General features: G+C 62.9%; 15 protein-coding genes. 6 read left to right on the top strand and 9 right to left on the bottom strand.

Translation table 11 applies throughout. From position 1 onward, the window contains the following. The first annotated feature begins 8 nt into the window (after positions 1-8). Entirely contained in the window at positions 9-461 is a 453-nt protein-coding gene (locus AAZQ98_RS17370; protein ID WP_434694084.1) for a pyrimidine dimer DNA glycosylase/endonuclease V, read from the top strand. Between the two features lie 20 nt (positions 462-481). On the opposite strand, the gene AAZQ98_RS17365 is transcribed toward AAZQ98_RS17370, so the two are convergent. The 5 genes from AAZQ98_RS17365 to AAZQ98_RS17345 form a co-directional block, all read right to left on the bottom strand. After that, a complete protein-coding gene (locus tag AAZQ98_RS17365) occupies positions 482-1,465 on the bottom strand; it encodes a diaminopimelate dehydrogenase (protein ID WP_434694082.1) in 984 nt (327 codons plus the stop codon). A 114-nt stretch (positions 1,466-1,579) separates the two neighbouring features. Next, the gene (locus AAZQ98_RS17360) at positions 1,580-1,738 is read right to left on the bottom strand and encodes a hypothetical protein (protein ID WP_166650877.1); all 159 of its coding nucleotides are present in this window, start codon (positions 1,736-1,738) and stop codon (positions 1,580-1,582) included. 23 nt (positions 1,739-1,761) lie between these two features. Then, a complete protein-coding gene (locus AAZQ98_RS17355; RefSeq protein WP_105658980.1) occupies positions 1,762-2,040 on the bottom strand; it encodes a metal-sensitive transcriptional regulator in 279 nt (92 codons plus the stop codon). 149 nt (positions 2,041-2,189) lie between these two features. Further along, on the bottom strand, positions 2,190-2,642 hold the full coding sequence (locus tag AAZQ98_RS17350) for a hypothetical protein (protein ID WP_105658975.1): 453 nt from the start codon (positions 2,640-2,642) through the stop codon (positions 2,190-2,192). Between the two features lie 4 nt (positions 2,643-2,646). Beyond that, positions 2,647-3,315 (bottom strand): GntR family transcriptional regulator, encoded by a 669-nt coding sequence (locus AAZQ98_RS17345; RefSeq protein WP_434694080.1) that lies wholly within the window; start codon positions 3,313-3,315, stop codon positions 2,647-2,649. Between the two features lie 130 nt (positions 3,316-3,445). Here AAZQ98_RS17345 and AAZQ98_RS17340 point away from each other — a divergent pair, with 130 nt between their 5' ends. Then, a complete protein-coding gene (locus tag AAZQ98_RS17340; RefSeq protein WP_434694078.1) occupies positions 3,446-6,277 on the top strand; it encodes an FAD-binding and (Fe-S)-binding domain-containing protein in 2,832 nt (943 codons plus the stop codon). 122 nt (positions 6,278-6,399) lie between these two features. On the opposite strand, the gene AAZQ98_RS17335 is transcribed toward AAZQ98_RS17340, so the two are convergent. Continuing rightward, positions 6,400-7,860 (bottom strand): HNH endonuclease, encoded by a 1,461-nt coding sequence (locus AAZQ98_RS17335; RefSeq protein ID WP_434694076.1) that lies wholly within the window; start codon positions 7,858-7,860, stop codon positions 6,400-6,402. Positions 7,861-8,194: 334 nt separating this feature from the next. Between AAZQ98_RS17335 and AAZQ98_RS17330 the strand changes: the two genes are divergently transcribed. After that, the gene (locus tag AAZQ98_RS17330) at positions 8,195-9,676 is read left to right on the top strand and encodes an amino acid permease (protein ID WP_434694073.1); all 1,482 of its coding nucleotides are present in this window, start codon (positions 8,195-8,197) and stop codon (positions 9,674-9,676) included. Between the two features lie 304 nt (positions 9,677-9,980). On the opposite strand, the gene AAZQ98_RS17325 is transcribed toward AAZQ98_RS17330, so the two are convergent. Further along, positions 9,981-10,262, bottom strand: a complete 282-nt coding sequence (locus AAZQ98_RS17325) for a hypothetical protein (RefSeq protein WP_105662733.1) — start codon at positions 10,260-10,262, stop codon at positions 9,981-9,983. Between the two features lie 461 nt (positions 10,263-10,723). On the opposite strand from AAZQ98_RS17325, the gene AAZQ98_RS17320 reads away from it, so the two are divergent. Next, a complete protein-coding gene (locus tag AAZQ98_RS17320) occupies positions 10,724-12,394 on the top strand; it encodes a thiamine pyrophosphate-binding protein (RefSeq protein ID WP_105662732.1) in 1,671 nt (556 codons plus the stop codon). Between the two features lie 73 nt (positions 12,395-12,467). Further along, positions 12,468-13,505, top strand: a complete 1,038-nt coding sequence (locus tag AAZQ98_RS17315) for an endonuclease/exonuclease/phosphatase family protein (RefSeq protein WP_400291582.1) — start codon at positions 12,468-12,470, stop codon at positions 13,503-13,505. Here the strand turns inward: AAZQ98_RS17315 and AAZQ98_RS17310 are convergent. Then, entirely contained in the window at positions 13,502-14,803 is a 1,302-nt protein-coding gene (locus tag AAZQ98_RS17310; RefSeq protein WP_286134713.1) for a D-arabinono-1,4-lactone oxidase, read from the bottom strand. The two genes, AAZQ98_RS17315 and AAZQ98_RS17310, sit on opposite strands and share 4 nt — an antisense overlap. After that, positions 14,800-15,990, bottom strand: a complete 1,191-nt coding sequence (locus AAZQ98_RS17305; protein ID WP_434694068.1) for an alanine racemase — start codon at positions 15,988-15,990, stop codon at positions 14,800-14,802. Before AAZQ98_RS17305 ends, AAZQ98_RS17310 begins: the two co-directional genes overlap by 4 nt. Before the next feature lie 113 nt (positions 15,991-16,103). Here AAZQ98_RS17305 and AAZQ98_RS17300 point away from each other — a divergent pair, with 113 nt between their 5' ends. Further along, positions 16,104-16,868, top strand: coding sequence for a hypothetical protein (locus tag AAZQ98_RS17300; protein ID WP_105658967.1), 765 nt, complete (start codon positions 16,104-16,106; stop codon positions 16,866-16,868). Positions 16,869-17,425: the final 557 nt, after the last annotated feature.

The following is a 17,425-nucleotide window of genomic DNA, read 5'->3' as shown; positions in this document are numbered from 1 at the left end:
CTTGGCCCATGCGACTGTGGTCCCTGCACCCCTCATTGCTCGACGCCAAAGGGCTCGTTGCCTGCTGGCGTGAAACACTGCTGGCCCAGAAGGTGCTCGCCGGCCAGACCAAGGGCTATACCGGGCACCCGCAGCTTCTCCGGTTCAAGGCGCAGCCCGCCCCGCTGGTGCATATGGGCGGCTACCTGCAGGGCTTGTGGGACGAAGCGGCTGTCCGGGGCTATCGCTTCGACGCCGCGAAAATCCTGCACCCGGCAGCCGCCGCGCAGCTGGAAAAGATCCCGGTCACCCAGGGACAGGTGCACTTCGAGCGCGAGCACCTGCTGCGCAAGCTCTCCGTCCGGGATCCCACGCGCATCGCCCGCCTGGAACCGGCAGGGCAGGTGGCCCTGCATCCGCTGTTCGTGCAGGTCCCGGGGCCAGTGGAGGCCTGGGAGAAGGATGCGCTCGCCAGCGGGTGAGCTGCTGGCCCGGCAGAATCCTAGAGCAGCTCCGCGCGCAACTGTGCGGGGGACTTGGGCGAGAGCAGCCCCGGGGCCACATCGTAAACGGTCTGCGCACCGGTGATGCCGCGCTGGTTCATGCGGAAGGCGGCCCGGGCGTAAGCCACCAGCACGCTGGAAGTGAATTCCGGGTTGGAGCCAAGGGCCAGCGAATACTCGATGACCTGCTTCTGCTCGTCGCTGGTATTGCCCGAACGGATCACGAAACCGCCATGCGGCATACTCGAATGCTCGGCGGCCAAGCTCTGCTCGTCGATGAACTGCACCGTGGTGTCGTACTGGTCGAAGTAGTGCTCCATGGTCACGATGGCTTCGCGCACCGGCTCCGGATCGGCACCGTCTTCGAGCACGACAAAGCATTCGCGCTGGTGCTTCTCGCGGGTGCTCAAGGAAGGGCGCTCGCCGGCCCGGACCCGGTCGATAGCCTCCTGGCTCGGGATGGTGTACTGCACGCCGGCGGCGACGCCCGGGACGCGGCGGATCGCATCCGAATGCCCCTGGCTCAGCCCGCGGCCCCAGAAGGTGTAGGTTTCGCCGTCGGGCAGCAAGGCTTCCCCGAAGACACGGTTGATCGAGAACATGCCCGGATCCCAGCCCACGGAGAGCAGCGCGGTCTTGCCAGCTGCCTTCGCCGGGCCGTCGATGGACGCGTAGTACTCGGGGATGCGGGCGTGGGTATCGAAGCTGTCCACGGTGTTGAACAGCGCCGCGAACTTCGGGCCCTGCTGCGGCAAGTCCGATTTCGAGCCGCCGCAAAGGATCAATACGTCGATCTGCGCGGCGTGCTTTTCCAGCTCATCGATGCCGAAGCGCGGTGCCGGCTGAGCCAGCTGGAGGGCTTGCGGATCACGGCGGGTGTAGACGCCCACCAGCTCCATATCGGGATTCTTGGCGATCGCGGCTTGGACGCCGCGTCCCAGATTCCCATAGCCAGCAATACCGATGCGGATCTTTGAAGTCATGCCTGCCGTTTCCTTGGGGGAGTGAAGTTTGCTCAGCCGCGGATGGGCTAAATACTTCGGATTATGCCAACGAATCCCGGGGCAGTGAAACCCTTGACCCTCTATGACCCCGGTCTAGCCGAACAGGCGCTTGAAGAAGCCCTTCTTCGGTTCGGCTTCGTGGCCCTGGCAGCGGTCCTTATTGGGGACATTGCGCATAGTTGCTTCAACGTGCTGGCCGCAGCCAGCCCACGTGGTCTTCTGGCAGATCTTGCATTGAACCTGGCGGCACATAATTTTTTCCTTTTCGTCAGTAATCAGGACAGGGAGAGGAAGAGCTTTTCGAGTTCTTCGACGCTCAGGCCGTCTTCTTCCTCGGAAGCCTTCTCGGGATCGGCGATGCAGTACTGCATCGCGGTGGAGACAATGGCGAATCCGGCGCGGTCCAGCGCGGTGGAGACGGCGGCCAGCTGAGTGACTACCTCTTTGCACGAACCATCGGTTTCCACGGCGTTGATCACCGCATCAAGCTGGCCTCGGGCACGCTTGAGGCGGTTGAGGATCCGCTTGCGGGTCGCTTCGTCAGCAGTACGCATCATTCTCTCCTTGTCGAGGTGGTGGATCAGCTGAGGCCTTCACCGCCGAGGCGTTCAACCAGCCTAGTCTATACCCCCGGGGGTATGTCAAAAATACGGGTGGGGGTATGCGCGGAGGCCTGCAATGCCGCTAGGCGGGAAAGGTGTTTTTATGCCCGGGTGAAAGTGCGCAGCCAGCCGGTTAGCCGCAGCTGCTCCGCGGGGTCCAAGGTTGCCAATAGCTGCAGGGTGCCGTCGTCTGCGGGGCGCAGAATACCCAGGTGATCGGCTGGGACATCGGACATCGCCTCGCCAGCCGGGGAATCGGGCGATGCGCTCGCCGCCCTGGAGATGAAGACCTCGTCGGGTGAACCGTTCCAGCCCTCGAGGATCGAGATGGTGCCTTCCAGCAGGCGCAGGGCCTCGTGCGCGTGGATCCATGCGGTGGCATCCTTGGCAGCCAGCTCGAACCCGGCCTCGGGAACAATCTTGCGCAGGCCCGTGGCCAGGACGCGCGCTTTCGCGCTGAGCCCCTCGGCCTGGAAGGCAGCTACCGCATCCAGGCGCTGTGTCATGCGCGCGAAGTCCTGCTCAATGCTTTTCCTGCTTGCGAAAATGCCCATGCTCCTATCTTCGCCTACCTTGGGAAAGGCTGTCGAGGTGCTCGGCCAATCGGGTGCTCGCGCGGGAGAGGTGCTGGGCCAAAACCTCTGCCGCGCCCTGGGCATCGCCGGCGGCGATGCATTCGAGCAGGCGTTCATGTTCGCTGGCGATATCCGCGGTGTTCAGCAGCGTTGCATCCTGGACGTGGGTCATGCACAGGCGGATCTCATCGCTGAGCTGGCCGTAGATTGCGCTGGTACGGGTCGAATCCAGGGCCTGGACCAGTGCGGAGTGGAAGCGGACATCCGGATCGACGATCTGGATCGGGGAAGCATCGCGCAGTGCGGTGATTTCGGCATTGGCCTCGCGTGCAGCTTCCGGGACCTGTCCGGTGCTGGCCAGCAGCCGCACGGCATCTGCTTCGATAATGGCGCGGGTGCGGTAGATGTCGCGGGCGTCGGCGGATGAGAGCAGCGTGACTTTCGCGCTCTGATGCGCGTTGCGCGTCAGCAGGCCGCTGGCAACGAGGTTCTCCAGCGCGGCCTTGGCGGTCGGCCGGGCCACTTCATAGTGCGCGGCGACGTCCACTTCGCCCAGCGGGGTGCCGGGGGACAGTTCCCCGCTGAAAATCCGGGCACGCAGTGACTTGACGACGGCCTGGACCACGGAAACCACACCTAAACGGGCCGCCATCAGGGTCCTTTCGAGCCGCGGAAAATTTACCTAACAAGTATCCCATGAATAGTACTACTATGGCTTGTGTACTTGTAAGACAATTTTCGTATTCGGCAAGCGCCGCTTGCCAACTGCACAGGAGCGCACCATGGCATTGAGCACGCCAGCACTCGGAGAAACGACGGTTTCATCCGGCATCCTCGATCTGGTCGGCGACCAGGATCGCGTCAAGACCCGATCCATCGACCGCGTTGCCTACGCCTCGGATGCCTCGCACTACCTGTACACGCCGCAAGCTGTCGTGCTGGCCAAGGACGCCGCGGAAGTCTCCGCGCTGCTGGCTGCGGCCGCGCGCGGCAACCAGCCGGTCACCCTGCGTTCGGGAGGCACCTCGCTGGCCGGGCAAGCCAGCGGCGACGGATTGATGATTGATGTGCGCCGCAACTTCCGCGGCATCACCGTGCTCGATAACGGAGCGCGCGTGCGCGTGCAGCCCGGTGCCACCGTCCGCCAGGTCAACGCGCGCCTGGCCGTCTACGGCAGCAAGCTGGGGCCGGATCCGGCCAGCGAGGCGGCCTGCACCATCGGAGGCGTGATCGCGAACAACTCCTCGGGGATGGCCTGCGGCACCGAGTTCAACACCTACCGCACCCTGGAATCCATGACTTTCGTGCTCCCCTCGGGCACCATGATCGACACCGCGGATCCGCAGGCCGACCGCAAGCTGGCCGCCGCTGAACCGCAACTGGTCGCCACGCTGGACAAGCTGGGCCAGCGCGTGCGCAGCAACCCGGCCTCGGTCGCCAAGATCGAGAAGCACTTCGCGCTGAAGAACACCATGGGCTACGGCATCAATGCCTTCCTGGACTACGACACCCCGGCAGAGCTGATGGCCCACCTGATCATCGGCTCCGAGGGCACCCTGGCTTTCGTCGCCGAGGCCGTCTTCCGCACCGTGCCGATCCGCAAGCTGGCCATCGCCACCTTGGCCGTCTTCGATAACCTGGATCTGGCCACCCGGGCGCTGCCTGAACTCGTGGATTCCGGCGCGGCCACCCTGGAGCTGATGGATTCCACCTCGCTGCGCGTGGGCCAGTCGCTGCCCGGCGTGCCGGATGCCATCATGGGCTTCGACGTCGACCAGCAGGCCGCCTTGCTGGTCGAATACCATGCGGACACCGAAGAGGAACTGGCCGGGCTGCGCTCCGCCGGCCAGTCGCTGCTCGACGCATCGGCATTGCGCGCCCCAGCGGTGCTGTCCCCAGATGCGAAGAACCGCCAGGCCGCGTGGAAGTTCCGCAAGGGCCTGTATGCTTCGGTGGCCGGTGCCCGCGCCACAGGCACGACCGCGCTGCTCGAGGACGTCGTGGTCCCGGTAGAGTCCCTGGCCGAAACCTGCGACAGCCTGCAGGAGCTGTTCACCGAGTACGGCTACGCGGATTCGGTGATCTTCGGCCACGCCAAGGACGGCAACATCCACTTCATGCTCACCGACCGTTTCGAAGGCGATGCTGCGTTGAACCGCTACAACTCCTTCAACGACAAGATGGTCCAGCTGATTCTGGACAAGGACGGCAACCTCAAGGCGGAGCACGGCACCGGCCGCGCCATGGCGCCATTCGTGCGCGCGCAGTACGGCGATGAGCTCTACGAGGTGCACCTGGAGCTGAAAGCCGCCTGCGACCCGCGCCTGATGATGAACCCCGGGGTGATCATCGACGAAGACCACGCCGCGCACATCCGCAACATCAAGCTCAACGAGACCATCGAGGTCGAGGCCGACCACTGCGTGGAATGCGGCTATTGCGAGCCGGTCTGCCCGTCCAAGGACCTGACCCTGACCCCGCGCCAGCGCATCGTCGTGCGCCGGGCCATCGCCAAGGCCGAGGCCGAGGGCAACGCCGAGCTGGCGGCCGAATTGGAGCGCGACTACGAATACAACGGCGTGCAGACCTGTGCCGTGGACGGCATGTGCGTCACCGCCTGCCCGGTGGGCATCAACACCGGCCTGCTGGTCAAGCGCCTGCGCCGCGAAGACGCGCACCCGGTCCTGGAAGCCGGCTTCAAGGCCGCGGCCAAGGGATGGGGACCTGCCACGCGCGCTGGTTCGCTGGCCCTGAGCATCGCCGATAAATTCCCTGCTTCGCTGGTCCGCGGTGCCACCGATGCTGCGCGCAAGGTGGTCAGCACCGACACCATGCCACGTTACGATGCCGACCTGCCCGGCGGTGGCAAGGCGCGCAAGCCCATGGCCGGCAACTTGGGTGCAGCTGGCACCGATCCGCTGGCCATCTACCTGCCAGCCTGCGTGAATTCGATGTTCGGCCCTGCAGGAGACGGGGAAGGAGTTGCCCCGGCGTTCACCAAGCTGCTGCACGCTGCTGGCGTCTCGGTTTACGTCCCCGAGGGCATTGAATCCACCTGTTGCGGTACCCCGTGGACTTCCAAGGGCTACGAACAGGGCCATGAGGTCATGGGCCAGCGCGTGCTGGAAGAAGTCCGTGCGGCCATGCCGGGCAAGGCCCTGCCGATCATCTCCGATGCCTCCAGCTGCACCGAAGGCTTTGCGCATACCCTGGCCGAGCATGGCTACGAAGTGGTTGACCTGCTGGCGTTCACTTCGCAGCGCTTGCTGGAGAAGCTGCCAGCGCTCGAGAAGATCTCCTCGGTCACCTTGCACCCAACCTGCTCGTCCACGCAGATGGGCCTGAACTCGGACATGCAGAAGATCGCAGAGGCTGTGGCAGATACCGTGAACACCCCGGTGAACTGGGGCTGCTGTGGTTTTGCCGGTGACCGCGGCATGCTGCATCCGGAGCTGACCGAGTCGGCTACCGCTCGCGAAGCTGCCGAGGTTCGTGAACTGGATGCGCAGGAACACGCTTCGTGCAACCGCACCTGTGAACTGGGCATGACCCGTGCGACGGGCAAGGAATACCGCCACATCGTTGAACTGCTGGCAGACGCCGCCAGCAAGTAGAGGCCGGAGCAAAGCCGCTTGGAAAGTAGTTTCCAGGCGGCTTTGTCGCAGGATGCTGCGCAAAGCCGGTGGCGTCGAGCGGCATTAAGCCATGGGTACGCGCAATGGTTGCTTGCCGGGAGTCAGGCTGCGAGGTCTTCGGGGCCATCCTTGGGCTTCAGCCGTTCCTTGAGCTGCTGTATCCATTTCGAGTCGCGTCTCAATTGCGGGAACGGCTTGTGCGCGTATCCCGTGGCTGGCGGCGCGGTGGACTTGTAGGACATCGCCGAGCCGGGACAGATCATGATGGTGTGGCCGTTGCCGTAGGTCGTGTATTCGTACCAGCCGGCGGCTTCCTTGGCCTTGTTGCAACTAGCGCATCGGCCATCGCCGTTGAAGACGGTGCTCTTGCCACCGCGGGCGTATTGCTTGACGTGGTCTATTTCCTCCACGATGCCGTCGCAGAACGGGGTGCGGCAGTGCCGGTCGCGGATCGCGATGAACTTCTTGAGCTTTTCCGGGAAGATCCGGGCTTTGGAGTCCATGGCGATCAGGTCCTGGTCGCCGGGTGCAGTGTAGAGGCGGGCGAGTTCGGTGCGCACGTCGAGCTGTTCGATCAGTTCCGTAGTGGGTTTGGCGTCCATTTGGTCGAAGGTCAGGCTGTTGGGGATCTGGTGCCCGCTGATCCATTCGCGCACGCTCTGGGCGGGGATGAAGCCGTAGCCTTCCAGGTAGGCTGGTTCGCGTTCGCCGGCGAACAGGGCCCGGTCGGTCATGACTACCGCGACTTGCAGGGCGATGGGCATTTTGGAGGGTTCGCCGACCATCATGTAGCTGAAGAGCAGGTCGGCGCGGATCTGGGTGCGGGTGCGCGGGTCGCCTTTTTTGCGCAGGGTTTTGGATTCTTCGTCGAGGTAGCGTTTGAGGCACATGCCCTGCAGCAGGGGGTATTCGCCGTGGATGATGATGCGGCCGTGCTGGTCGTCGATTTTCAGGGTGAGGTTGCGTTGCTCTTCGACGGTTTTCTGCTTGATGGAGTCGGGGTCGGAGATGTAGGCCAGGGCGAATTTGCGGACCGTTTCCCTGATTTGGGTGGTGCCCATGGATTCGAACATGTGCGGGTTCTGGGCGTAGAGCTGGTCGAATTCGGTGCGGCGCTGGGGTTTGAGGTCTTGGAGCGGGGTGAGGATGGCTTGGGTTTGGGCTTCGGTGAATTCTCCGCGGGAGCAGGCGGCGGCGAGGTTCGGGGTGTCTTCGAAGAGGATGCGGCAATTGACCAGGTAGTTGCGCATGCCGTGGGGTGATTGCTTGCGGGCCAGGGCGACGCAGGCGGCTGCGCCGCGGGTTTGGTCATCGAGGTGGATGCCGCGTTCTTCGTGGTCGCGGACGTATTCTTTTTCGATTTGGTGGGCGAGGCCGGCTTGTTTGCAGCGTGCTGCGGAGATGAGGGCTTCCAGCAGTTCGATGCCGTGGGCGCAGTCGGCTTTGCTGCCGTGTTCTTCGAGGGCGGAGAGGTCGTTTTGCACGGTTTGGACGTGGAGGTCGAATTCCTCGGGGGGTGCTGGTGGGGTGAGGCTGTTTCCGTGCGCCTTTGCTTCGGACATGTTCTAATTATACTTCGCTTACTCGAACATGTCTTCTAATAGTGTGGAAAACTTCAGGGGTTTTCGATAGGCGAGAGCGCGCGAAGCGGAATGAAATGCATAAATATGCATTCCTGATCATGAAATCCATCTCAAAAGCTGACTGCCGAGCGATGCGCAAATACGGCTAATGCCCAAGAAGAAGCGGGAATTAGTGCGAACCCGCCGGATTCCTGAAAAGTCGGGGCCAGCTGGATTATGACATGATATTCCAGTTCAGAACTTCCACGCGCAGCGCCCGGCCGCATCCTCGGCAGGGGCGAGGCAGCACCACCATTCCCCTTGAGGATCCGCGATGAACCGCAAACCGTCCGTGAGCTCCAGTCCGGCCACCCTGCTGGGCGCGCAGCTGCGCCGCCGCAAGTCGATCACGAATATGATCGCCGAAGCGGAAACCAATGCAGGGGCAGGCCAGCTGCGCCGCACCTTGGGCATGTGGCAGCTGACCATGATCAGCGTCGGCGCCACCATGGGCACCGGCATCCTGGTGATCCTCGGCGATACCGTGCCGATCGCCGGTCCGGCCATCTGGATCTCGTTCGTGATCGCGGGCATTACCGCGCTGCTTTCGGCGGTGTCCTACGCCGAAATGGCCGGTATGGTTCCGGTTTCCGGCTCCAGCTATTCCTATTCCTATGCCACCATGGGCGAAGGCATCGCCTGGATCTGCGGCTGGTGCCTGGTGCTCGAATACGCGGTGTCGGTGGCTGCGGTGGCCGTGGGTTCGGGCCAGTACGTGAACGAAACGTTGCGCACCTTCGGCATGGAACTGCCCGAGCTGCTGGCTGGCGGCCCGGCCGACGGCGGAGTGGTGAACCTGCCGGCGCTGATCGTCGTCGCACTGGCCACCTTGCTGCTGGCGCGCGGGGCGCGCGAGTCGGCCATCGTGAACTCGATCGTCGTGGCCATCAAGGCCGGCATCCTGCTCTTCTTCTCGGCCGTCGCCTTCAGCGCCTTCAATGCGGGCAACTTCGAGCCGCTGCTGCCAATGGGCGCCGCCGGCGTGACCGCGGCGGCATCGAGCGTGTTCTTCTCCTATATCGGCTTCGACGCCGCCTCGACGGCCGGCGAGGAAGCCAAGAACCCGAAGCGCGACCTGCCCCGGGCGATCATGCTCTCCATGCTGATCGTGACCATCAGCTACGTGCTGGTGGCCGTTTCGGCGATCGGCGCGCGCGAATGGAACTGGTTCGAAGGCGCACAGGCGCCGCTGGTGCAGATCATCGGCGAACTGACCGGGCAGCCGGCCTTCGTGCTGGTCTTCGCGGTCGCCGCCGTGCTGGCCATCGCCTCGGTAGTGCTCACCGTGCTCTACGGCCAGACCCGCATCCTGCTGGCCATGTCGCGCGACGGGCTGGTGCCCGCGGTGTTCGGCAAGGTCTCGGCCCGCACCGGCACCCCGGTCGCCGGCACCTGGATCACCGGCATCCTGGTGGCGGTCACGGCCGGGTTCATCCCGCTGGGCGCACTGGCCGACGCCACCAGCATCGGCACGCTGTTCGCCTTCGCGCTGGTGGGCGCTTCGGTGATCTACCTGCGCAGAACCCAGCCCAAGGCCGAGCGCACCTTCCGCGTGCCGCTGTACCCGCTCACCCCGATCCTGGGCATCTTCGCTTGCCTGTTCCTGATGAGCCAGCTCGGTTGGCATACCTGGCTGGTGTTCATCATCTGGATGATCGTCGGCGCAGCGCTCTACCTTGGCTACGGCCGGCGCCGTTCGCGCCTGGGCCAGATGAGCGCGCAGGACTACGCGGCCAGCCACGGAAACGAAAAGTAGCTGCGCGCAGCACGCAGCAAGCGGGCGGGACCCGGCAGCCACAGGCATGCCGGGTCCCGCCCCTTTAACTACTTGCCCTGGTAGCTGAGCCCGAAGCCGTAGTCGAAGAGCGCTCCATCGGCAGTTTCGCCGTAGCCGGGCAGGTCGCTGGCCTCGTCCATGACGAATGGCTGGCGGATCGCACCGGGCGCTTAATGCCCGTCGCGCTGCTGAATTCGCCGTTCGCCGCGCTTGATGAGCAGCAGCGAAGTTCCGCGAAGTTGGGGGCGAGTGCGGCTTTCCGTACCGCCCCCAGTTCTGACGCCTAGATTTCGTAGGTTTCGGCGGGCGCGTTGCGGATCAATCCGCGCTCGGCCACCAGCGTGCTGATGAGCAGAATGGCGGCGGCCGCGTTCCAGGGAACGAGCGGCAAGTAGCCTTCTGGCGGCAGGTCGGAAAGCAGCCAGCGGGTTACCAGGAACGTGGCCAATCCCAGCGCAAGCGAAATGGCGAATGCGATGCCCCGGTGTTTCTTGGAGACGCCCTGCCACGCGGGGATTGATCCGTCGGCAGGTGCTTCAGAGGTGATTCCCAAGAACTTCAGCATGCGTTCCTTCTCTATAATGTCCGATAGTTGTCATATAAAGATCAAGTCAACTAAGTGTTATTTCGATAGTATCGAATCTGAAAATTGCTGTACATGGTACTTTCGGATGACACTTCGACTTCGAACACCGAGCCCGGGTGAAACTTTTGGCCCCGTGCACGGCGCGCAGGCCACGGTGGCGCCATTCGGCGTCCGGTGCAGCCAAGCGCGGGGGCAGGACCGAGGTGCGTGGGCGCATCGCTCGGAACGCTGCGAGATCGCCCCCGGGGAAGTGTTAATGGGAAGGCGCACTAGCGGCCTAGCGCCAGGCGCGGTTCCTGCCTTATCATCAGTGAGTCAGGAACATGGCCCCGCCAGGTTCCGGCGCTCTCAAAAGGGGCGATACCCGTTGCGGTCCAGCAACCGGTAACGGCAGACATATATGGAATTTCTTCAGCACGATTTCTTGAAAAGAGTCCATAATGTCTAGCGTTTCAGCTGCCATTGCCCACGCCCTCAAGCCGCTGGCCCCGCGGATCTTCGGATTGATGGGCAACGGCAATGCCCACTTCCTCGACGCCGCAGTGCGTGCAGGCTTCGACTACACCGCCGTGCGCCACGAATCGGCCGCCGTTTCGGCCGCCGACGCCTACTTCCGCATCTCCAATAAGCTGGCCATCGCCTCCACCACTTACGGTGCCGGCTACACCAACACCATCACCGCACTGGCTGAAGCCGCCGCGGCCCGGACCCCGCTGCTGTTCGTCACCGGCGACGCGCCAACTTCCGGCCTGCGTGGATGGGACGTCGACCAGGCCGCGATCGACACAGCAGTGCGAGCGCCGCGCTACGTCGTTGACCGCAACAACCCGGGTGCCATCGCTCTGGAGGCGGCCGCCCTGGCGTTGCGCGAACGGATGCCGGTTGTTTTGGCGATCCCTTATGATTTGGCCGCGGTGGATTCGCTCGAAGAGCAGCTGCCTGATTTCGCCTCCCTGCGCAGCACCCCTCCGGCACCGCAGCTGAACTCCACCCAGCTGGAGCAGATCGCTGGAAAGCTCAACGCCTCGCAGCGCACCCACATCCTCTATGGCCGCGGCGCGATCGATGCCGCGGCGCAGGTCCAGTCGCTGGCGCAGAAGCTGGACGCCACCACCTCGGGTACCCTGCTGGCCCGCGACCTGCTGGACTACGAGTTCGATTTGGGCATCACCGGAGGCTTCTCCACCGAGGCCAACGCCCGGATCATCGCGCAGGCCGATACGGTATTGGTGCTCGGCGCCTCGTTGAACCAGTTCACCATGCGTTTTGGCGATCTGGTCGCGCAGGATGCCAGCTTGATCCAGATCGACCTGGGGTGCGCCGCCACCAACCCGCGCGTGGACTATTTCGCCACCGCCGATGCGACCCTGGCCGCCGCGGACCTGCTCGGTGCGGTGGAGCAGGCGCAGGGCGGATGGCGTTCAAGCCTGGACCTGTCCAATCTGCGCACCCGTCCGGCCGGTGACGACCTGGCCGCCGACGGGCAGCTTGATCCGCGCCGCGTGGCCAGCGAACTGGAGAAGATCCTGCCGGCCAATCGCGTGCTGGTGCAAGACGGCGGCCACTTCATCGGCTGGGGGCCCATGTACTGGTCGACCACCGGTGCACGCTCCTTGAGCTGCGTGGGCACCGCGTACCAGTCCATCGGCCTGGGCATCGCTTCCATGGTGGGCGCAGGCCCGGCGGCGCAGGGGCGCACGGTCGTGCTGGCCGCCGGCGATGGCGGCTTCCTGATGGGCCTGGCGGACCTCGAATCGATCGTTCGCACCGTGGAAAGTGGCGTAATCGTCATCTACAACGACTCCGCGTACGGAGCGGAAATCCACCAGTACGGATCCGTCGGCCTGCACGAAGACCCGATGCTGATCCCGACCGTGGATTTCGCCGGTATCGCCAAGGCCATGGGAGCCACCGGAATCCGCGTTGACACGCTCGAAGACCTCGCCGGGGTCCAGCAGTGGGTGGATGCCGGAGCCCGGGGCGTGTGCCTGGTGGATGCCCGTGTCTCGATGCATGTGCGTGCTCCTTATATGGACGAGGTCCTTTCCGCGAACAAGAAGGCCGCCGCGGCTGCGGCATTACAATCCGGTAAAGGTGGTGGCAAGCGGTAGCCGAACGTCGTAGGGTGGTTGAGTGCGCAAGTTATTAGTCGGAACAGCAAGTCTGGGTCTAGGGGCACTGTTGATGTTCCCCGCAACCGGCGCTTTTGCTGCACCCACTGGACCTGGCGACTCGGCGGGTGCCAGCGCAGCGCAGCTTTCCGAGACCTCGCTTCGCGTGGCAACCATCCAGGCAAATCTCAGCGGCGAAACTCCCCAGGAGCTGCCCGCGAACCTGATGCGCGGATCCGACCGCCAGGCGGCGCAGGTTGCAGACAAGATCAGCAGCGCCAATGCGGACGTGGTGGTGCTGACAGATATGGACGCCACCCAGGACGCGGTTGATGCACTGAACGACCAGTATCTGAACAATCCCGACGATGCCCGCGCCGATGTGGAATACGGGTATTCCTACCTGGCCGTGGGCTCCAAGGGCCTGCAAAGCGGTGCCGATCTGAACGCTGATGGCGTCATCGGCGGCGCCGAGGATGCGTGGGGCCAGGCTGCATTCGCCGAGCAGGGTTCGATTGTCGTGCTATCGAAGTACCCGATTGCACAAGACCAGGTCACCAGCGTTTCCCAGCTCAAGTGGCAGGACGTTGCCAACGACATGATGCACCACACCGACTTCTCTGGTGTGCTGGCCGCCTCCATTCCGGTGATGAGCACCGGGCTGTGGGACATTCCCATCCAATACCGTGGCGAGCCGGTGCATATTCTTGCGACCCAAACCCAGCCAGATGCGCAGGACCAGGAATTCGCCAAGGCACGCCAGGCTGATGAGCTGAAGGTTCTCACCGGCTACCTGGCCGGAGAGGACTACGTTCGCACCGATGAGGGCGAGCAAGCAGAAGGAGTCGGCGAAGACCGCTATGTCATCGCCGGCGCACTTGGCTTGCAGGAGAACGCGGCAGATCGCGTTGAACCATTCCTCCAGGGGCTCAAGCGCGCGAATGCTTTGAATGATTCCGGCAGCTACCTGGTCCCCAGCGCAACTTGGCAGGTATTGGGCCAGGGCCGCATCCAGGAGCATCCGCCAAGCAGTCCCCAGCCCCTGCCCGGAACGGTTCCGGACTTGGTGAAAGCATCAAGCCCGCTGATCTGGACCGATGTCCAGTTCTAGATGCCGAGCAAACCCCGCAGATAAGGATTGAGGAATCGTCCCTCCGGATCGGCAGTTTGGCGCACCCTCGTGAAATCGCTGAATTTCGGGTAGAGCTGCGCCAAATCCGCTGCTTGCAGGCTATGTTCCTTGCCCCAATGCGGCCGGCCGCCCAAAGAACGGAAGATCTCTTCCATGGCCGGGAAGTATCCCGGAGCCTTATCCCGAATGTAGCGGTGCACGGCAATGTATGCTGTCTGCCTGCCGCTGGCGGTACCCAACCAGGTGGAGTCCCCGGCCGCGGTACGCACCTCGACAGGGAAAGAAACTCCAATTCCCGAACGCCTGAAATACGCTCGCACCTTCGCGAAAGCTTCATCGAAGCCAGCTAGCGGCAGCGCATACTCCATCTCGGTGAAGCGCACCCGTCGCGCACTGGTGAAAGCTTCATTCCATGGCGCGATGCTGCTGCGCTCCGGCAGGGCAGCGCAAGCCACCTCATTCAATTTGGCAGTGGTCCGGGGGACCGCTGCGCTCAGCGAGCTGAGCAGCTGCAACGCGCCATTGGAGAGCAGTTCATCGTTCAGCCAGCGGGCCGCCGCAGGCGGTTGATCGGCAGGGACCTGGCCGTCGAGCCGGGTATTGATCTTCACCTGGGCTTTGCTGGTGCCCGGGAACCAGAAGAATTCCAGATGGTCTTCTTGCCGGGCACGATCAACAAAGCTTTCGGCGATCTGCCCGATGGGTTCGATGGATTCGGCTGCACGCATCATGTAGTAGGGAACGCACCGCAGCCGAACGTGGGTGAGTACCCCCAGTGCTCCCAGGCCAAGCCGGGCCGCCTCGAATAATTCGCTATTCTCCTGCGCGCTGGCGCGCAGATGGGTCCCATCGGCCAGCATGAGCTGCACTCCGGTGACCGTTGCGCTGAATCCGCTGAATTCCAGGCCCGTGCCGTGGGTGCCGGTGCTGATTGCTCCAGCGACCGACTGCTTGTCGATATCTCCCATATTCTCCAACGCGAGGTTGAAGGGCCTGAGCAGGGCGGGGATCTGCCAGAGCCGGGTTCCGGCGCGGAACGTCACCTCGTGGGTGCGAGCGTCGACTTCCTCGATGCCGCGAAAGCCATCCAGATTCAGCAAGATCCCGTCGGTATCTGCCAGCGGAGTGAAGGAATGGCCTGCGCCGACGGTGCGCACCGGCTGGTGCTGGTCGGCGGCCTGCTCCAGGCTCTGCGCTAATTCTGCGATGCTGCGCGGAGAATGGACAGCTGCTGGGTGGGAGACCACGGTGCGTGCGAAATTCCTGAAAGTACTCACAGGAATGCTTTCCCTTCTCCACGGTAAGTAGGCCATTGTTCGACGATCCTGCCCTTGGAGTACACCGCCGCCTTATTAACGCGTTCGGCCGGTTCGCCGGACTTGGCATGGCGCAGCCACACGGTATCGCCTATGGCAATGCGGTGCGCCGACGGGCCAGTGAGCGGAGTCTGCACTTCGCCGGCTCCTTCCATGGCCAGGTAGCGAAGCTTCTTGGGATGCTCGATGGTGGGCAAGCGGTCCTTGCCGGCTGGGCCCGATGCGGCCCAACCGCCACCAAGGATGGTGACCGTTCGCTCATCGGGACGGCGGACTACCGGGAATCCCAGGTACAGGGCAGGGGTGGGGCGGAATGCGCGGTAGGAATCGAAGAGCGCGGGCGCGAATAATCCTGAGCCCGCGGCGATTTCGGTTACCGCTGGTTCTTGGATGGTGCTTTCTACCGAACCGGTACCTCCGGCATTTACAAACCGCAGGTCGCCGAGCTCCCGTACCAATTCCACGGTTTCGGCCCGGCGGTCCGCCAATTCGGCGGCGCTGGCTTGGCGCAGCTTGCGGGCGATCAGTGCCCTGGGGCTGAAACCCCCATCGGGGACCGAAGCGATTTGGGATTCGTAGCACATCAGCCCGTCCAAGATGAAGTTGCGCCGGCGGTGCACCTGGGCGGCCAGTTCGGCGACCTGTTCCGGCCGGGTCAGCGGGGAACGCGCGGCGCCGATACGGAGGTTGCTGCTGGGGTAATAGGCAGCATCCAGTTCCAGGGCGACCTTCAGCGGCCCGTGCCCCGGTGCGATCCTGTCGATCAAATCCAACTGCTCTTGGGTATCCACCATGAGCGTTACCTCTTCGCGTGCCTGTTCGCTGGCGGCCCACCGGCTGATCGCTTCGGCATCGGTTTGCGGGTAGGCAACCACCAAGTCCTTCAAGCCATGGCTGGCCAGCCATAATGCTTCGGCCAAGGTGAAGCAGAGAACGCCGCGGAAACCGGGCTCATCCAGGACCCGTTCCAATGCCTTGCGTACACGCAGGGATTTGGACGCGATGCGAATCGGCACACCTCCGGCCCGTTCGCGCAGGGCGATCACGTTGGAATCGAAGGCATCCAGATCGAGCAGCGCGACCGGATGCTCCGAGATCCCGGCGCTTTTCAAGGCGTGGTTATACCGTTTGGCCTGAGCGTTCTTCATAGGCCAACTCTTGCACCAGCGTCGGGGAGTTTCAAGGAATTTTTCAAGACGCTTGCTTGAAAGCGCAAAGCCCAAGGTAACTCTCAGGGTCTTGCGGTTAAGCTGGAGCCATCATGAAAAACGATCCGATTTCAATGACTTTGATTGGCAAAGATGGAAAGCCGCGCTCCGGCGTGCAGGACGCCATCATGAAAGGCATCGGCGTGCAGCGCCCGCTGGTGCTTGCCTACATCAAGAGGCTGCGCAAAAAGCACCCTGACGCTACTACTGCCCAGCTGGCAGCTATTGTCGAGCGCGATTACCTGCGCGTAGTTACCGGTTCCGGTGCAGCCGTGGGTGGAACCGCAGCCGTTCCCGCTGTTGGTACCGGTATCGCCCTGGGCCTATCCATAGCTGCGACCCTGGGCTTCCTGGAAGCCTCGGCGCTGTATGCGCAAAGCCTGGCAGAGCTGCACGGCATAGCCATCGACGATCCGGATCGATCACGAGTCCTGGTTATGGGCATCATGATGGGCGATGAGGGCAGCTCGATGATTGCCGGATTGACTTCCCAGGCCGCAGGTCGCGGTGGGGGTCCAATCCAGGGATGGGCCAAGTCATTCGGTGCCAGCAAGTCCACGAGCATCTACTCTGCAATGCAGCGCACCATGCAGAAGAAGTTCCTGCGCAAGATCATTGGCACCCAAGCGGCTAGCACCATCGGCCGTTTGGTTCCGTTTGGGGTCGGCGCGGCCATCGGTGGCGTAGGCAATCGATATATGGCCAAGCGCGTGATCGAGAATGCGGCAGTGGCCTTCGCCGGCATTCCCACGGTGGCGCCAAGCTCTCTGCCCCTGGATGATCCTAGAGTCATTGACGCAGAGATCGTCGAGGACTAGCTGAATCGCGGTAGCCGGCCACTGAGGTGGTCGGCTACCGGCTTTTAAGACGAATTTTTATGCGTTTTACAGATTTTTGCGAGCACCGAACCGCATGAACCCGGGCTTTAACCGGCGCTCCGGAATTAAGTGTGCACGGTCACCGTCAAAAACCACCCACCCGATTTGCAGGACCCCCAAAACCTGTGTATAGTTTTTCCTTGTCGCCGAGAACAAAACGGAAGAAATAACCGGATGTGAAACGGCGGCAGAACCCCAGAAAATCAAGGTTTTTCCACAGTCTTGTGGACAACAATTGAAAAGAATGGGAACTGAGAATACCGGTTCAAATCACAAACAATGGATTTGACTTTCAGGAATTCGAAGTTATAGAATATGAATATAGCGCTGGACGAAATTACCGCCTGGAATGGTGGGTAAAGAACCGGTAAGTGTTTGTTGTTTGAGAACTCAATAGTGTGCCAAGTTTGTTGATACCGAATATTTTTATTTGGTGAATACATAACATTTGCTTGAGGCATTGCACCCCCGTGCAGTGTTCTTGAGTGTTTTATTAT

The sequence above is a fragment of the Glutamicibacter sp. Je.9.36 genome (genome assembly GCF_051129975.1).
GTDB lineage: Bacteria > Actinomycetota > Actinomycetes > Actinomycetales > Micrococcaceae > Glutamicibacter.
The sequence above is the reverse complement of the archived record's forward strand: the minus strand, read 5'-3'. Positions and strand labels throughout refer to the sequence as shown.